Genomic DNA, 13,455 nt, shown 5'->3' with positions numbered 1-13,455 from the left:
AAGACCACACCGCGAACCCGCGCCTCCCTCACCTCGGTGAAGGTGCGCAGGATCCGACACACCCGACCGCGTGGGTCGGCAAAGTTCCAGGTTAGCTTCACTACACGGCACACAGAAACCGGAGAAGTAGTGCCTACGATCCAGCAGCTGGTCCGTAAGGGCCGGCAGGACAAGGTCGAGAAGACAAAGACTCCCGCGCTCGAGGCTTCGCCCCAGCGTCGTGGTGTCTGCACGCGTGTGTTCACGACCACCCCGAAGAAGCCGAACTCGGCGCTCCGTAAGGTCGCGCGTGTGCGTCTGACCTCCGGCATCGAGGTCACCGCTTACATTCCGGGTGAGGGACACAACCTGCAGGAGCACTCCATCGTGCTCGTGCGTGGTGGCCGTGTGAAGGACCTGCCGGGTGTTCGTTACAAGATCATCCGCGGTGCGCTTGACACCCAGGCTGTCAAGAACCGCAAGCAGGCCCGCAGCCGCTACGGCGCCAAGAAGGAGAAGTAAGAATGCCTCGTAAGGGCCCCGCCCCGAAGCGCCCGGTCATCATCGACCCGGTCTACGCCTCTCCTCTGGTGACCTCGCTCATCAACAAGATCCTCCTGAACGGCAAGCGCTCCACCGCCGAGCGCATCGTCTACGGCGCCATGGAGGGCCTCCGCGAGAAGACCGGCAACGACCCGGTCATCACGCTGAAGCGCGCGCTGGAGAACGTCAAGCCGTCCCTCGAGGTCAAGTCCCGCCGTGTCGGTGGCGCGACCTACCAGGTCCCCGTCGAGGTCAAGCCGGGTCGCCAGTCGACCCTGGCGCTCCGCTGGCTCGTGGGTTACTCCCGCGCCCGCCGTGAGAAGACCATGACCGAGCGCCTCATGAACGAGCTGCTCGACGCCTCCAACGGTCTTGGCGCTGCTGTCAAGAAGCGCGAGGACACCCACAAGATGGCCGAGTCCAACAAGGCCTTCGCGCACTACCGCTGGTAGTCCCAACCCACATCGAGACCGAGAGAAGACTGAGCCGACATGGCTACCACTTCGCTTGACCTGGCCAAGGTGCGCAACATCGGCATCATGGCCCACATCGACGCGGGCAAGACGACCACCACCGAGCGCATCCTGTTCTACACCGGTGTCTCTTACAAGATCGGTGAAGTCCACGACGGCGCTGCCACGATGGACTGGATGGAGCAGGAGCAGGAGCGCGGCATCACCATCACGTCCGCCGCGACGACCTGCCACTGGCCGCTCGAGGACGTCGACCACACCATCAACATCATCGACACCCCGGGTCACGTGGACTTCACGGTCGAGGTGGAGCGTTCGCTCCGCGTCCTCGACGGTGCCGTCACCGTGTTCGACGGTGTCGCCGGTGTGGAGCCGCAGTCCGAGACCGTTTGGCGTCAGGCGGACCGCTACGGCGTCCCGCGCATCTGCTTCGTCAACAAGCTCGACCGCACGGGTGCCGAGTTCCACCGCTGCGTCGACATGATCAAGGACCGCCTCGGCGCCGTCCCGATCGTCATGCAGCTCCCCATCGGTGCCGAGGCCGACTTCCAGGGTGTCGTCGACCTCGTCCGCATGAAGGCGCTCGTCTGGTCCGCCGAGGCCACCAAGGGCGAGATGTACGACGTCGTCGACATCCCGGCCACCCACACCGAGGCCGCCGAGGAATGGCGCGCCAAGCTCGTGGAGACGGTCGCCGAGAACGACGAGGCGATGATGGAGCTCTTCCTCGAGGGCGAAGAGCCCACCGAGGAGCAGCTGCACGCGGCCGTGCGCCGCATCATCCTCGGCTCCGGCAAGGGCAAGGGCGAGCCCACGATCACCGCGGTGTTCTGTGGTACGGCGTTCAAGAACAAGGGCGTCCAGCCCCTGCTCGACGCTGTCGTCCGCTACCTGCCGTCGCCCCTGGACATCGAGGCCATCGAGGGCCACGACGTCAAGGACGCGGAGATCGCCGTGAAGCGCAAGCCGTCGGACGAGGAGCCCCTCGCCGCGCTCGCGTTCAAGATCATGAGCGACCCGCACCTCGGCAAGCTCACCTTCGTCCGGGTGTACTCGGGCCGCCTGGAGGCCGGCACTGCGGTGCTGAACTCCGTCAAGGGCAAGAAGGAGCGCATCGGCAAGATCTACCGCATGCACGCGAACAAGCGTGAGGAGATCGCCTCGGTGGGCGCCGGCGACATCGTCGCCGTCATGGGCCTCAAGCAGACCACCACCGGTGAGACGCTGTGCGACGACAAGCAGCCGGTCATCCTGGAGTCCATGGACTTCCCGGCGCCGGTCATCCAGGTCGCCATCGAGCCCAAGTCCAAGGGTGACCAGGAGAAGCTGGGTGTCGCCATCCAGCGTCTCGCGGAGGAGGACCCCTCCTTCCACGTTCACTCGGACGAGGAGACGGGCCAGACCATCCTCGGCGGTATGGGCGAGCTGCACCTCGAGGTGCTGGTCGACCGTATGAAGCGCGAGTTCAAGGTCGAGGCCAACGTCGGCAAGCCGCAGGTCGCGTACCGTGAGACGATCCGCAAGGCCGTCGAGCGTCACGACTACACCCACAAGAAGCAGACCGGTGGTACCGGTCAGTTCGCCAAGGTGCAGATCGCGATCGAGCCCATCACCGAGGCCGACGGCCCGGCGTACGAGTTCGTGAACAAGGTCACCGGCGGTCGTGTGCCGAAGGAGTACATCCCTTCGGTGGACGCGGGTGCGCAGGAGGCCATGCAGTTCGGCATCCTGGCCGGCTACGAGATGACGGGCGTCCGCGTCACGCTTCTCGACGGTGGCTACCACGAGGTCGACTCCTCCGAGCTCGCCTTCAAGATCGCCGGTTCGCAGGCGTTCAAGGAGGCCGCGCGCAAGGCTTCTCCCGTGCTCCTCGAGCCGATGATGGCCGTCGAGGTCACCACGCCGGAGGAGTCCATGGGTGACGTCATCGGCGACATCAACTCCCGCCGTGGCCAGATCCAGGCCATGGAGGACCGTCACGGAGCCAAGATCGTCAAGGGCCTCGTGCCCCTTTCGGAGATGTTCGGCTACGTCGGAGACCTCCGCAGCAAGACCTCGGGTCGCGCCAGCTACTCGATGCAGTTCGACTCCTACGCCGAGGTTCCCCGGAACGTCGCCGAGGAGATCATCGCGAAGGCCAAGGGCGAGTAACTCTTCCGAGTACACGCTTTAGGCTTGTCACCGGAGCCTCTGGGGCAACGGGAGTAACCCTCCGTTGCCCCGGAGGGACCGGCTTTCCAGCAAAGATCACCTGGCGCCGATGAGTAAGGCGTACAGAACCACTCTCCAGGAGGACCCCGTGGCGAAGGCGAAGTTCGAGCGGACTAAGCCGCACGTCAACATCGGCACCATCGGTCACATTGACCACGGTAAGACGACCCTCACGGCCGCCATTACCAAGGTGCTGCACGACGCGTACCCGGACCTGAACGAGGCCTCGGCCTTCGACCAGATCGACAAGGCTCCTGAGGAGCGCCAGCGCGGTATCACCATCTCGATCGCGCACGTCGAGTACCAGACCGAGGCGCGTCACTACGCCCACGTCGACTGCCCGGGTCACGCTGACTACATCAAGAACATGATCACGGGTGCCGCGCAGATGGACGGCGCCATCCTCGTGGTCGCCGCCACCGACGGCCCGATGCCGCAGACCAAGGAGCACGTGCTCCTGGCCCGCCAGGTCGGCGTTCCCTACATCGTTGTCGCCCTGAACAAGGCCGACATGGTGGACGACGAGGAGATCCTGGAGCTCGTCGAGCTCGAGGTCCGTGAGCTGCTCTCCGAGTACGAGTTCCCGGGCGACGACCTGCCGGTCGTCCGCGTCTCCGCGCTGAAGGCCCTCGAGGGCGACAAGGAGTGGGGCGAGAAGCTTCTCGGCCTCATGTCCGCCGTCGACGAGGCCATCCCGACCCCGCCGCGTGACACCGAGAAGCCGTTCCTCATGCCCGTCGAGGACGTCTTCACGATCACCGGTCGCGGTACGGTCGTCACCGGCCGTATCGAGCGTGGTGTCCTGAAGGTCAACGAGACCGTCGACATCATCGGTATCAAGGAAGAGAAGACCACCACCACGGTCACCGGTATCGAGATGTTCCGCAAGCTGCTCGACGAGGGCCAGGCCGGTGAGAACGTCGGTCTGCTCCTCCGTGGCATCAAGCGCGAGGACGTCGAGCGCGGCCAGGTCATCATCAAGCCCGGTTCGGTCACCCCGCACACCGAGTTCGAGGCCCAGGCGTACATCCTGTCGAAGGACGAGGGTGGCCGTCACACCCCGTTCTTCAACAACTACCGCCCGCAGTTCTACTTCCGTACCACGGACGTCACGGGTGTCGTCACCCTGCCGGCCGGTACGGAGATGGTCATGCCGGGCGACAACACCGAGATGTCGGTCGCGCTGATCCAGCCGGTCGCCATGGAGGAGGGCCTCAAGTTCGCCATCCGTGAGGGTGGTCGTACCGTGGGCGCCGGCCAGGTCACCAAGATCACGAAGTAATTCGTGTTCTGACCCGGTAGCTCGTTCCGCGAGCACCTGTTTGTACCGGAGGGCCCCGGCCCATCGCTTCGGCGGTGGGGCGGGGCCCTCTCGCGTGCCCGGCGCCTCCCGGATACGCGAGAAGGGCCGCACCCCCGGGCGGGGGGTGCGGCCCTTCTCGTACGGCGGCGGGGGCGGGTCAGCTCACGCGCAGGGACTCGGTGAACTCCACGCAGGCGGCGTAGGACGGCAGCAGACCGGTCGCCAGGGCGTCGGCCAGCGAGGGCGCGGCCTCGTCGCGGGCGGACAGCTGCGGCACCTCGGCCGGCCACTCGATGCCGAGGTCGGGGTCGAGCGGGTGGACGGAGTGCTCACCGGTCGGGTTGTACGTCTCCGAGCAGAGGTACGACAGCGTCGCGTCGTCCGTCAGCGCGCAGAAGCCGTGGCCCATGCCCTCGGGGATGTAGACCGCGCGGCGGTCGACGTCGTCCAGGCGGACGCCCTCCCACCGGCCGAAGGTGGGGGAGCCGGTCCGCAGGTCGACGATGACGTCGAGGACGGCGCCGCGTACGCAGGTCACGTACTTGGCCTGGCCGCGCGGGACGTCGGCGAAGTGGATGCCGCGGACCACGCCGGCGGCGGAGACGGAGAGGTTGGCCTGCGCCAGGTTCAGCGGGTGGCCGACGACCTCGGCGAGCCGGTCGAAGCGGTACCACTCGGTGAACAGGCCGCGCGGGTCGCCGTGCAGCTGCGGGGTGACCTCGAAGACGCCCTGGAGGGAGAGCTCGCGGAACTTCACTTGGCCGCCTCCTCGTCGAGGAGGGTCATCAGGTAGGTGCCGTAGCCGCTCTTGACGAGGGGTTCGGCGAGGGCGCGCAGCTGGGCGGAGTCGATCAGGCCGGCCCGCCAGGCCGCCTCCTCGATGCAGCCGATCTTGAAGCCCTGGCGCTCCTCGATGACGCGGACGAACTCGGACGCCTGGACCATCGACACGAAGGTGCCGGTGTCGAGCCAGGCGGTGCCGCGGTCGAGGATGGTGACATTGAGCTCGCCGGCCTGGAGGTAGGCGTCGTTGACGGCGGTGATCTCCAGCTCGCCGCGGGCGCTGGGCTCAAGGCCCTTGGCTATCTCCACGACCTGGTTGTCGTAGAAGTACAGACCGGGCACCGCGTAGCGGGACTTGGGGCTGGCCGGCTTCTCCTCGATGGATATCGCCTGGCCGTTCTCGTCGAACTCCACGACGCCGTAGGCGGTCGGGTCGGCCACGGGGTACGCGAACACGCGGCCGCCCTTGGCTCCGGTGTGCTCGGCGAGACGCGTGCCGAGGCCGCTGCCGTGGAAGATGTTGTCGCCGAGGATGAGCGCGACGGACTCGTCACCGATGAAGTCGGCGCCGAGGACGAACGCCTGGGCGATGCCCTCCGGGCGCTCCTGGACGGCGTACTCCAGCCGCAGGCCGAACTGCGAGCCGTCGCCGAGCAGTCGCTCGAACTGGTCGCGGTCTTCCGGGGTGGTGATGATCAGGATCTCGCTGATACCCGCCATCACCAGGGTGGAGAGGGGGTAGTAGATCATCGGCTTGTCGAAGACGGGCAGCAGTTGCTTCGAGACTGCCCGGGTCAGCGGCCAGAGTCGGGATCCGGTGCCACCGGCCAAGAGGATTCCACGCATGGGGAGAACCCTATGCGAGAGGCCGTGGGGGAGCCGAGCGCAGGGCATGTGACGTTCGGCGGCCCGCTAGACTCTTCGTATTATGCGCATCCTCGTGACCGGCGGCGCCGGCTTCATCGGTTCAGAATTCGTCCGCCAGCAGCTCGGTGCAGATGCCACGGCGCAGATCACTGTCTTCGACAAGCTGACCTACTCGGGCGTCGAGGCGAACCTCGCGCCGGTCGCGAGCCACTCCGGATACACCTTCGTCAAGGGCGACATCTGCGACGCGGACGCCGTCGACCGGGTCATGCCCGGCCACGACGTCGTCGTGCACTTCGCCGCCGAGTCGCACGTGGACCGCTCGATCGCCGGCGCCGGCCCGTTCGTCATGACGAACGTCGTCGGTACGCAGGTGCTGCTGGACGCCGCCCGCAAGCACGGCGTCGGCCGCTTCGTGCACATCTCCACCGACGAGGTCTACGGCTCGATCACCGAGGGCTCCTGGACGGAGGAGTGGCCGCTGGTGCCGAACTCCCCCTACTCCGCCTCCAAGGCATCGTCCGACCTGCTGGCGCTGGCCTACGCCCGCACGCACGGCATGGACGTGGTGGTCACGCGCTGCTCCAACAACTACGGGCACTACCAGTTCCCGGAGAAGGTCATCCCGCTGTTCGTCTCCAACCTGATGGACGGCAGGAAGGTCCCGCTGTACGGCAACGGCGGCAACGTCCGCGACTGGCTGCACGTCTCCGACCACTGCCGCGGCATCGACCTGGCCATGCGCAAGGGCCGGGCCGGCGAGGTCTACAACATCGGCGGCGGCACCGAGCTCACCAACAAGGAGCTGACCGGCGTCCTGCTGGAGGCCGCGGGCCTCGGCTGGGACATGGTCGAGCACGTCGAGGACCGCAAGGGCCACGACCTGCGCTACTCCATCGACATCAGCAAGATCGGCTCCGAGCTGGGCTACGTCCCGCAGGTCACCTTCGAGGACGGCATCAAGGCCACCATCGACTGGTACCGCGAGAACCGCGCCTGGTGGGAGCCGCTCAAGGCGAAGGCGGCGCTGCAGAAGTGAGCACCGACCCGTCCGCCGGACGCTGGCTCGTCACCGGGGCCGCCGGGATGCTCGGCCAGGACGTCCTGGCCGTCCTGGAGCGCGCCGGGATCGAGGCCGCCGGCCTGCGCCGCGCCGACCTCGACATCACGGACCCCGAGGCCGTGCGCGCCGCGGTCGAGGGCGCGGCCGTGGTCGTCAACTGCGCCGCGTGGACCGACGTCGACGGCGCCGAGACCGCCGAGGACGCGGCCACCGCCGTCAACGGCGACGGCGTACGGGTTCTCGCCGCGGCCTGCGCCGGTGCGGGGGCCCGGCTGATCCACGTCTCCACCGACTACGTGCTCCCCGGCGACGCCACCGAGCCGTACGCCGAGGACGCCGCGACCGGCCCGGTCAACGCCTACGGGCGCTCCAAGCTGGCGGGCGAGCGCGCCGTCGCCGAACTGCTCCCGCAGGACGGCTACGTCGTACGGACCGCCTGGCTGTACGGCGAGCACGGGGCGAACTTCGTGGCCACCATGCTCAAGCTCGCCGCCCAGCGCGACACCCTCGACGTCGTCGACGACCAGCACGGCCAGCCCACCTGGTCCCTGGCCCTCGCCCGCCACCTGGTCGCGCTCGGCCTGGCCGCGCTGGCCGGCACCGCGCCCGCCGGGGTCTACCACGGCACCGCGAGCGGCCGGACCACCTGGCGGGGGCTGGCCCAGGAGACCTACCGGCTGAGCGGCCTGGACCCCGAGCGGATCCGCCCCACCACCTCCGAGGCGTTCGTCCGCCCGGCCGCCCGGCCCGCGTTCAGCGTGCTCGCGCACGGCCGCTGGGCCGCGGCGGGCCTCGCCCCGCTCGCCGACTGGCGCGAGCAGCTGGCCGAGGCCGTCGCCACCCCGGGCTTCACGGCCCTGGCCGAGCGGGCCCGGGACGGCCGAGCGGGATGAAGGCCCTGCTGAACAAGGCGAGCGCGGCGCTGCCGCCGGGTACCGTAGCGGTGGCCGGCGGCACCGTCGTGCTGGGCGCGGCCTCGTACGTGCACCTGGGCGTGGCCGGGCACAGCCTGTCCGAGGCGGGCTACGCCAGCGTCTCGGTGCTGTGGACGATCGTGATGTCCCTCGGCATCGGCATCTTCTTCCCCCTGGAGCAGGAGCTCACCCGGCTCGTCTCCGCCCGCGCGGTCCTGGGCCAGGGCGCCGCCCCGGTGCTGCGCCGGGCCACGCTGCTCACCGCGGGCGTCCTCGGCACCACCCTGCTGGTGCTGGTGGCCGCCGCCGGGCCGATCGCGGACCTGCTCTTCCAGGGCGACCGCGGCCTGGTCGCCGCGCTCGGCGGTGCCTTCACCGGCATGGCCGTCTGCTATCTCACCCGCGGGGTGCTGGCCGGCCTGGGCCGGTTCGGCGCGTACGGCACCCAGCTCGCCGTCGACGGCGGGCTGCGCATCGTGCTCGCCTTCGGCTGCGCCGTGGCCGGGCTGCACTCGGCGCTGGCGTTCAGCCTCGTCCTCGCCTTCGCGCCCGTCGTCGCGACCCTGGTCACGCTGCCCGCGCTGCTGCGCGCCGCGGGCCCCGGCGAACCGATCGCCTGGCGGGAGCTGTGCGGCGGGCTCGGCCTGCTGGTCTGCGCCACCCTGCTCTCCCAACTCGTCGTGAACGCGGCCGTGATGAGCACCAAGCTGCTGGCCCCGGCCGACAGCGCGCTGATCGCCGCGCTGATGAGCGCCCTGGTGCTGGCCCGCGTACCGCTGTTCGTCTTCGGCTCGCTCCAGGCATCGCTGCTCAGCGGGCTGACCGCCGCCTTCACCGCCGGGGACCGGGCCGCCTTCTGGGCCATGCTGCGCCGGATCGCCCTGGTCGTCGGCGCGCTCGGCCTGCTCGGCGGGGTGCCGGCCACGGCCCTCGGCCCCTGGCTGATCGAGGTGCTGTTCGGGGTGCAGGACCCGGTGCTGGGCCGCTTCGACTTCTTCCTGATGTCCGCCGGCACGGTGGCGTACATGTTCGCGATGGTCCTCGGCCAGGCGCTGATGGTGTTCGAGCGGCACCATCTGCAACTGCTCAGCTGGGCCGCCGGAACCGCCGTCCTGGTGGGCGTCACCGCGCTGCCGGGCGAGGTGTCCGTGCGTGTGATCGTCGCCTACGCGCTGGGGTCGACCGCAACCGTGCTCGCTATGCTGGCGTCCCTCAGGCTGAGCTTCCCCGGAGCCACGGCCGCGGCCGGCGGAACATCCCGGCAGCCGGCCGTGGCGAGCGGCCCGGGCGTGGGCGCCGTCGGGAAGTGAACATGCCGCCCCAAGACGTCACACCGATCACCGAGCACTCGTACGTGCCACATTCCGCTGGAGCTACCGTGTCCCAATACGACGATGTCTGGCTGGTCATACCGGCCTATAACGAGGGCCAGGTGATCGCCGAGGTGGTCGAGGGGGCCCGCAAGACGTTCCCCAACATCGTCGTCGTCGACGACGGCAGCACCGACGACTCTGCCGCCCACGTCGCGACCACGGGCGCCCACCTGGTCCGCCACCCGGTCAACCTCGGCCAGGGCGCGGCCCTCCAGACCGGTCTCAAGTACGCGCTCGCCCAGCCCGGTTCCCGCTATTTCGCCACCTTCGACGCCGACGGCCAGCACCAGACCAAGGACGTCGAGACGATGGTCGGCGTCCTGCGGCGCGACGAGGCCGACGTGGTGCTCGGCTCGCGCTTCATCGAGCAGAACGGCCAGGTGCCGTGGATCAAGCAGGTCGTGCTGCGCACGGCCGCCGCCGTCAGCCCCACCGCCCGCAAGCTCAAGCTCACCGACGCGCACAACGGTCTGCGCGTGCTGAGCCGCAAGGCCGCCGAGCAGCTGAACATCACCATGAACGGCATGGCGCACGCCTCCGAGCTCGTCGGTTTCCTGGCGGGCTCCGACCTGCGCGTCACCGAGGTCCCGGTGGACATCCTCTACACCGAATACTCGCGCTCCAAGGGCCAGTCCCTCATCAACGGCGTGAACATCATCTTTGACATTTCGCTGCGGGAGCGTGGGCGTCGATGAAGTACTTCTGGATCCAGCTCGTCCTGATCGTCGGCTCCGTGTCGATGGCGCTGGTCTTCATCCGCACGTGGAGCCAGGCGAAGAACCGCGCCTGGAAGCGCATCGCCTTCTCGCTGTTCGTCGTCGTCAACGTGTACGCGGTGCTCCGCCCGACCGACGTCACCTGGCTCGCCCACCAGCTCGGCGTGGGCCGCGGCACCGACCTCGTGCTCTACGTGATGGTCCTCGCGATGGGCTTCCTCACGCTCAACACCTTCCTGCGGTTCCGCTCGCTGGAGAAGAAGATCACCGACCTGGCCCGGACCGTGGCCATCAACGAGGGCGTCCGGCACAACGACGAGCGCCTGAACGCCGAACTCCCGGCCCCCGCCGCGGAGCCCGGGGCGACCACAGACAAGGCGGATGCCGGCTCCGGCTCCGGCTCCGGCTCCGTGAGGGCCTGACCCCCATGGTGACCTTCGACTTCATGCTCCCCTACTACGGGGACGTGCGGCTGATGCAGGACGCGGTCCGCAGCGTACTGGCGCAGACCGACCCGGACTTCCGCCTCGTCGTCATCGACGACGGCAAGGAGCCCGAGGTACCCGGCTGGTTCGAGCAGCTCGGCGACGACCGCGTGCACTACACGCGCAACGAGCGGAACCTCGGCATCACCAAGAACTTCCAGAAGTGCGTGCGGCTCTCCGAGGCCGACCACGTGGTCATCATGGGCTGCGACGACCTGCTGCACCCGCACTACCTGGAGACCGTCCGCGCCCTCGTCGCCGAGCGGCCGGGCATCGGCATGGTCCAGCCCGGGGTCGAGGTCATCGACGGCGCCGGCCAGGTCACGGCCGGCCTCGCCGACAACACCAAGAAGCGGCTCTACGCACCCCAGGTCAAGGGCCGCCGCCTGATGGGCGGGGAGGAGCTGGCCGCCAGCGTGCTGCGCGGCAACTGGCTCTACTTCCCCTCCATCGCCTGGCGCGGCGAGGCACTGCGCGCGGTGAACTTCCGCGACGACTACTCGGTGATCCAGGACCTCGCGCTCGTGGTCGACCTGCTCGAAGCGGGGGAGGAGATGGTCGTCGACAACTCCGCCACCGTCTTCCAGTACCGCCGGCACGCCGTCAGCGAGTCCTCCGTCCAGGCGTTCTCGGGCACCCGCTTCGCCGAGGCCGAGCGGTACTTCTCCGCCGTCGCCGCCCGCATGGACGCCCGCGGCTGGCCCAGGGCGGCCCGCGCGGCCCGCTTCCACAGCGCCTCCCGGCTGCACGCCCTGACGATGCTCCCCGGCGCCCTGCGCAGCGGCAACAAGGCCGGCGCGCGCACCCTGGCGAAGCACGCCTTCACCTCCGGCCAGAACTGACCGACACCGACACCGCCCCACCACGGAACGGACCGAGATGACACACCTGGCCCCCGAGGAGGTCGGCGGGGCCCGCGTCCCGGCGCGGCAGCCCTCCGAACCGGCCCCGGGCACGAACAGCCCGACCGCCGCACGGAGCCGGGGGTGGCTCTCCCGCCGGTGGGTGCGGATCCTGGCCGAGGTCCTGGTCAGCGTGGTGGCGGCCCTCGGGTTCACGCTGCTGAGCCGCCACATCGGGGTCAACCCGATGAACCGCATCGGCCAGGTCAGCGGCCTCGCCCGGCTCCAGCTCTTCGCGGCCCTCCTCGGGCTCCCGCTGCTCGGCCTGCTGCTCTACACCGCCTACCGCGGCCCGGCCCACCGCCACGAGCTGGTCAAGCGGCTGGTCTGCGCCGCCCTCGCGGGCCTGGTCACCGGTGTGGTGGCGGGCGGCGTCGTCGTCGCGCTGCGCGGCACCCCGCACCCGCTCGGCGGGCAGGAGGGCGACCCGAGCGTCCTGGTGGAGATGGCCAACTCCTTCCTGACGGGCGAGGGCGTCTCCGGTATCTACCCGCCCGCCTTCCCGGCCCTGATCGCCCTGTGGGCCAAGGTCCGCTACGACGGCCTCGGCAGCTCCGGCTTCGCCCTGCACGACCTCCAGATCATCTGCAGCGCCCTGGTCGGCCCGATGGCCTACCTGTCCTGGCGGCTGCTGCTGCGGCCCTTCTGGGCGCTGCTGATCGCCGCCCCGGCGGCCGTGCTCTTCCTCGACCCCGTCCGTCCGTACAGCCACGTCGTGATGATCGTGCTGCTGCCGCTGCTCGGGTACTGCTTCCGCGAACTGCGCCGCTCGGCCGGGCGCACCCCGAAGTCCCTGGTGCTGCGCGGGGCGGGCCTCGGCGCCGTCTTCGGCGCCCTCTTCCTCTGGTACTCGGGCTGGTTCGTCTGGGCCGCGCCCGGCGCGGCCGTGCTCTTCCTGTTCCTGTTCCCCTGGCGGGCCGGGGCCCCCGCGGTGAAGCGGGCGGCGCTCTTCGTCGGCTCCGTGCTGGTCACGGCCGGCATCATCGGCGCCCCGCTGCTCTACCAGATGGTGCGGCTCGGCGCGCAGACCCCGGACCGGTACGCCTACCTCGGCGTGTACGCGGACCCGGCCTATGTCCTGGGCTGGCTCTCCGACCGCACGGGCTACATCAAGTACTACCAGTGGCCGGTCTCCGGGGAGATGGCCGGACAGACCGGCTTCGCCCTGCTGCTGATCCTCGGCGTCGGCCTCGGCATCGGCCTCGGGCTGCGCAACCTCATGGTCCGCACCGCCGCGGCGGTCCTCGCGGGCGCCTGGCTGGCCCGCTTCTGGTTCGCCTCGCACATGGAGCACGACAAGGCCGTCCAGCTCTTCCCCCGGACCACCTGGATCATCATGTACGCCCTGATGATCCTGGCCGTCCTCGGCGTGATGATGGCGGTGCAGCGCGGCTCGGGCTGGGCCGAGCGGACCCTGCGCCCGGCCTCCGCGGAGCCCTCGGCGCGGGTCGTTCCGCGCCGGACGGTACGTCAGCTCTCGGCCGGCATGGTGTGCGCGGTCGCGCTGTTCGCGACCATGGGGGCCTCCTGGTCGGCCAACCGCTACATGCCGACGCACGAGGACACCAACCTCATGGGCCTCGACGCCTGGCGCGCCCACAACATCAAGCTGCCCAACGGCACGTGCCCCCGCTACGCGCCGAACAAGGACTGCGACGACCTCCAGGTCAAGCGCTGGAAGCAGTTCAAGGACGACGGCGAGATCTGGTGCGCCAACATCGTGGCCAAGGAATGGCCCGCGATCTGCGGCCGCAAGGCCCCCTTCAAGGACAAGTCGGTGGAATAGCCCCCGGCCCCCCTGCCGCCACGCGATCGCTGTCGTTCCCGGCCAGTAGGATCCCCC

General features: G+C 69.4%; 13 protein-coding genes. 11 read left to right on the top strand and 2 right to left on the bottom strand.

Annotation, left to right across the window (positions count from 1 at the left end; translation table 11 throughout):
• Positions 1-129: 129 nt before the first annotated feature.
• From rpsL to tuf, 4 genes are all read left to right on the top strand, one after another.
• On the top strand, positions 130-501 hold the full coding sequence (gene rpsL, locus ABZ873_RS10080; protein ID WP_007265893.1) for a 30S ribosomal protein S12: 372 nt from the start codon (positions 130-132) through the stop codon (positions 499-501).
• Between the two features lie 2 nt (positions 502-503).
• Complete coding sequence (gene rpsG, locus ABZ873_RS10075) at positions 504-974, top strand: 30S ribosomal protein S7 (protein ID WP_007265894.1); 471 nt, start codon at positions 504-506, stop codon at positions 972-974.
• 39 nt (positions 975-1,013) lie between these two features.
• Positions 1,014-3,146 carry an elongation factor G gene (fusA, locus tag ABZ873_RS10070; RefSeq protein ID WP_360868023.1) on the top strand — a complete coding sequence of 711 codons (2,133 nt, stop codon included), beginning with the start codon at positions 1,014-1,016 and terminating at the stop codon, positions 3,144-3,146.
• A gap of 148 nt (positions 3,147-3,294) precedes the next feature.
• Entirely contained in the window at positions 3,295-4,488 is a 1,194-nt protein-coding gene (gene tuf, locus ABZ873_RS10065; RefSeq protein ID WP_030653602.1) for an elongation factor Tu, read from the top strand.
• A 178-nt stretch (positions 4,489-4,666) separates the two neighbouring features.
• Here tuf and rfbC read toward each other — a convergent pair whose 3' ends face one another.
• Both rfbC and rfbA read right to left on the bottom strand, forming a co-directional pair.
• A complete protein-coding gene (rfbC, locus tag ABZ873_RS10060; RefSeq protein WP_360868019.1) occupies positions 4,667-5,266 on the bottom strand; it encodes a dTDP-4-dehydrorhamnose 3,5-epimerase in 600 nt (199 codons plus the stop codon).
• Positions 5,263-6,138 (bottom strand): glucose-1-phosphate thymidylyltransferase RfbA, encoded by an 876-nt coding sequence (gene rfbA / locus ABZ873_RS10055; protein ID WP_360868016.1) that lies wholly within the window; start codon positions 6,136-6,138, stop codon positions 5,263-5,265. The genes rfbC and rfbA overlap by 4 nt, the downstream gene beginning before the upstream one ends.
• 82 nt (positions 6,139-6,220) lie before the next feature.
• On the opposite strand from rfbA, the gene rfbB reads away from it, so the two are divergent.
• The 7 genes from rfbB (at position 6,221) to ABZ873_RS10020 (ending at position 13,398) form a co-directional block, all read left to right on the top strand.
• Entirely contained in the window at positions 6,221-7,198 is a 978-nt protein-coding gene (gene rfbB / locus ABZ873_RS10050; protein WP_360868013.1) for a dTDP-glucose 4,6-dehydratase, read from the top strand.
• Positions 7,195-8,115, top strand: coding sequence for a dTDP-4-dehydrorhamnose reductase (rfbD, locus tag ABZ873_RS10045; protein ID WP_360868010.1), 921 nt, complete (start codon positions 7,195-7,197; stop codon positions 8,113-8,115). Before rfbB ends, rfbD begins: the two co-directional genes overlap by 4 nt.
• Positions 8,112-9,446 carry a hypothetical protein gene (locus tag ABZ873_RS10040; protein ID WP_360868007.1) on the top strand — a complete coding sequence of 445 codons (1,335 nt, stop codon included), beginning with the start codon at positions 8,112-8,114 and terminating at the stop codon, positions 9,444-9,446. Before rfbD ends, ABZ873_RS10040 begins: the two co-directional genes overlap by 4 nt.
• A gap of 68 nt (positions 9,447-9,514) precedes the next feature.
• Positions 9,515-10,204 carry a glycosyltransferase family 2 protein gene (locus tag ABZ873_RS10035; RefSeq protein WP_360868004.1) on the top strand — a complete coding sequence of 230 codons (690 nt, stop codon included), beginning with the start codon at positions 9,515-9,517 and terminating at the stop codon, positions 10,202-10,204.
• Positions 10,201-10,647: a DUF2304 domain-containing protein gene (locus tag ABZ873_RS10030; protein ID WP_360867999.1), complete on the top strand. Its 447-nt coding sequence runs from the start codon at positions 10,201-10,203 to the stop codon at positions 10,645-10,647. Before ABZ873_RS10035 ends, ABZ873_RS10030 begins: the two co-directional genes overlap by 4 nt.
• A gap of 5 nt (positions 10,648-10,652) precedes the next feature.
• Complete coding sequence (locus ABZ873_RS10025) at positions 10,653-11,552, top strand: glycosyltransferase (RefSeq protein WP_360867997.1); 900 nt, start codon at positions 10,653-10,655, stop codon at positions 11,550-11,552.
• A 37-nt stretch (positions 11,553-11,589) separates the two neighbouring features.
• Positions 11,590-13,398, top strand: coding sequence for a hypothetical protein (locus ABZ873_RS10020; protein WP_360867994.1), 1,809 nt, complete (start codon positions 11,590-11,592; stop codon positions 13,396-13,398).
• The last annotated feature ends 57 nt before the right edge of the window (positions 13,399-13,455 follow it).

It is taken from the genome of Streptomyces sp. NPDC047014 (genome assembly GCF_040644195.1).
Classification (GTDB): domain Bacteria; phylum Actinomycetota; class Actinomycetes; order Streptomycetales; family Streptomycetaceae; genus Streptomyces.
The sequence above is the reverse complement of the archived record's forward strand: the minus strand, read 5'-3'. Positions and strand labels throughout refer to the sequence as shown.

Coding starts and splice junctions, on each gene's coding strand:
- rpsG (WP_007265894.1), top strand. CDS start 504: ATGCCTCGTAAGGGCCCCGCCCCGAAGCGCCCGGTCATCATCGACCCG.
- fusA (WP_360868023.1), top strand. CDS start 1,014: ATGGCTACCACTTCGCTTGACCTGGCCAAGGTGCGCAACATCGGCATC.
- rfbA (WP_360868016.1), bottom strand. CDS start 6,138: ATGCGTGGAATCCTCTTGGCCGGTGGCACCGGATCCCGACTCTGGCCG.
- rfbB (WP_360868013.1), top strand. CDS start 6,221: ATGCGCATCCTCGTGACCGGCGGCGCCGGCTTCATCGGTTCAGAATTC.
- ABZ873_RS10040 (WP_360868007.1), top strand. CDS start 8,112: ATGAAGGCCCTGCTGAACAAGGCGAGCGCGGCGCTGCCGCCGGGTACC.
- ABZ873_RS10030 (WP_360867999.1), top strand. CDS start 10,201: ATGAAGTACTTCTGGATCCAGCTCGTCCTGATCGTCGGCTCCGTGTCG.
- ABZ873_RS10025 (WP_360867997.1), top strand. CDS start 10,653: ATGGTGACCTTCGACTTCATGCTCCCCTACTACGGGGACGTGCGGCTG.
- ABZ873_RS10020 (WP_360867994.1), top strand. CDS start 11,590: ATGACACACCTGGCCCCCGAGGAGGTCGGCGGGGCCCGCGTCCCGGCG.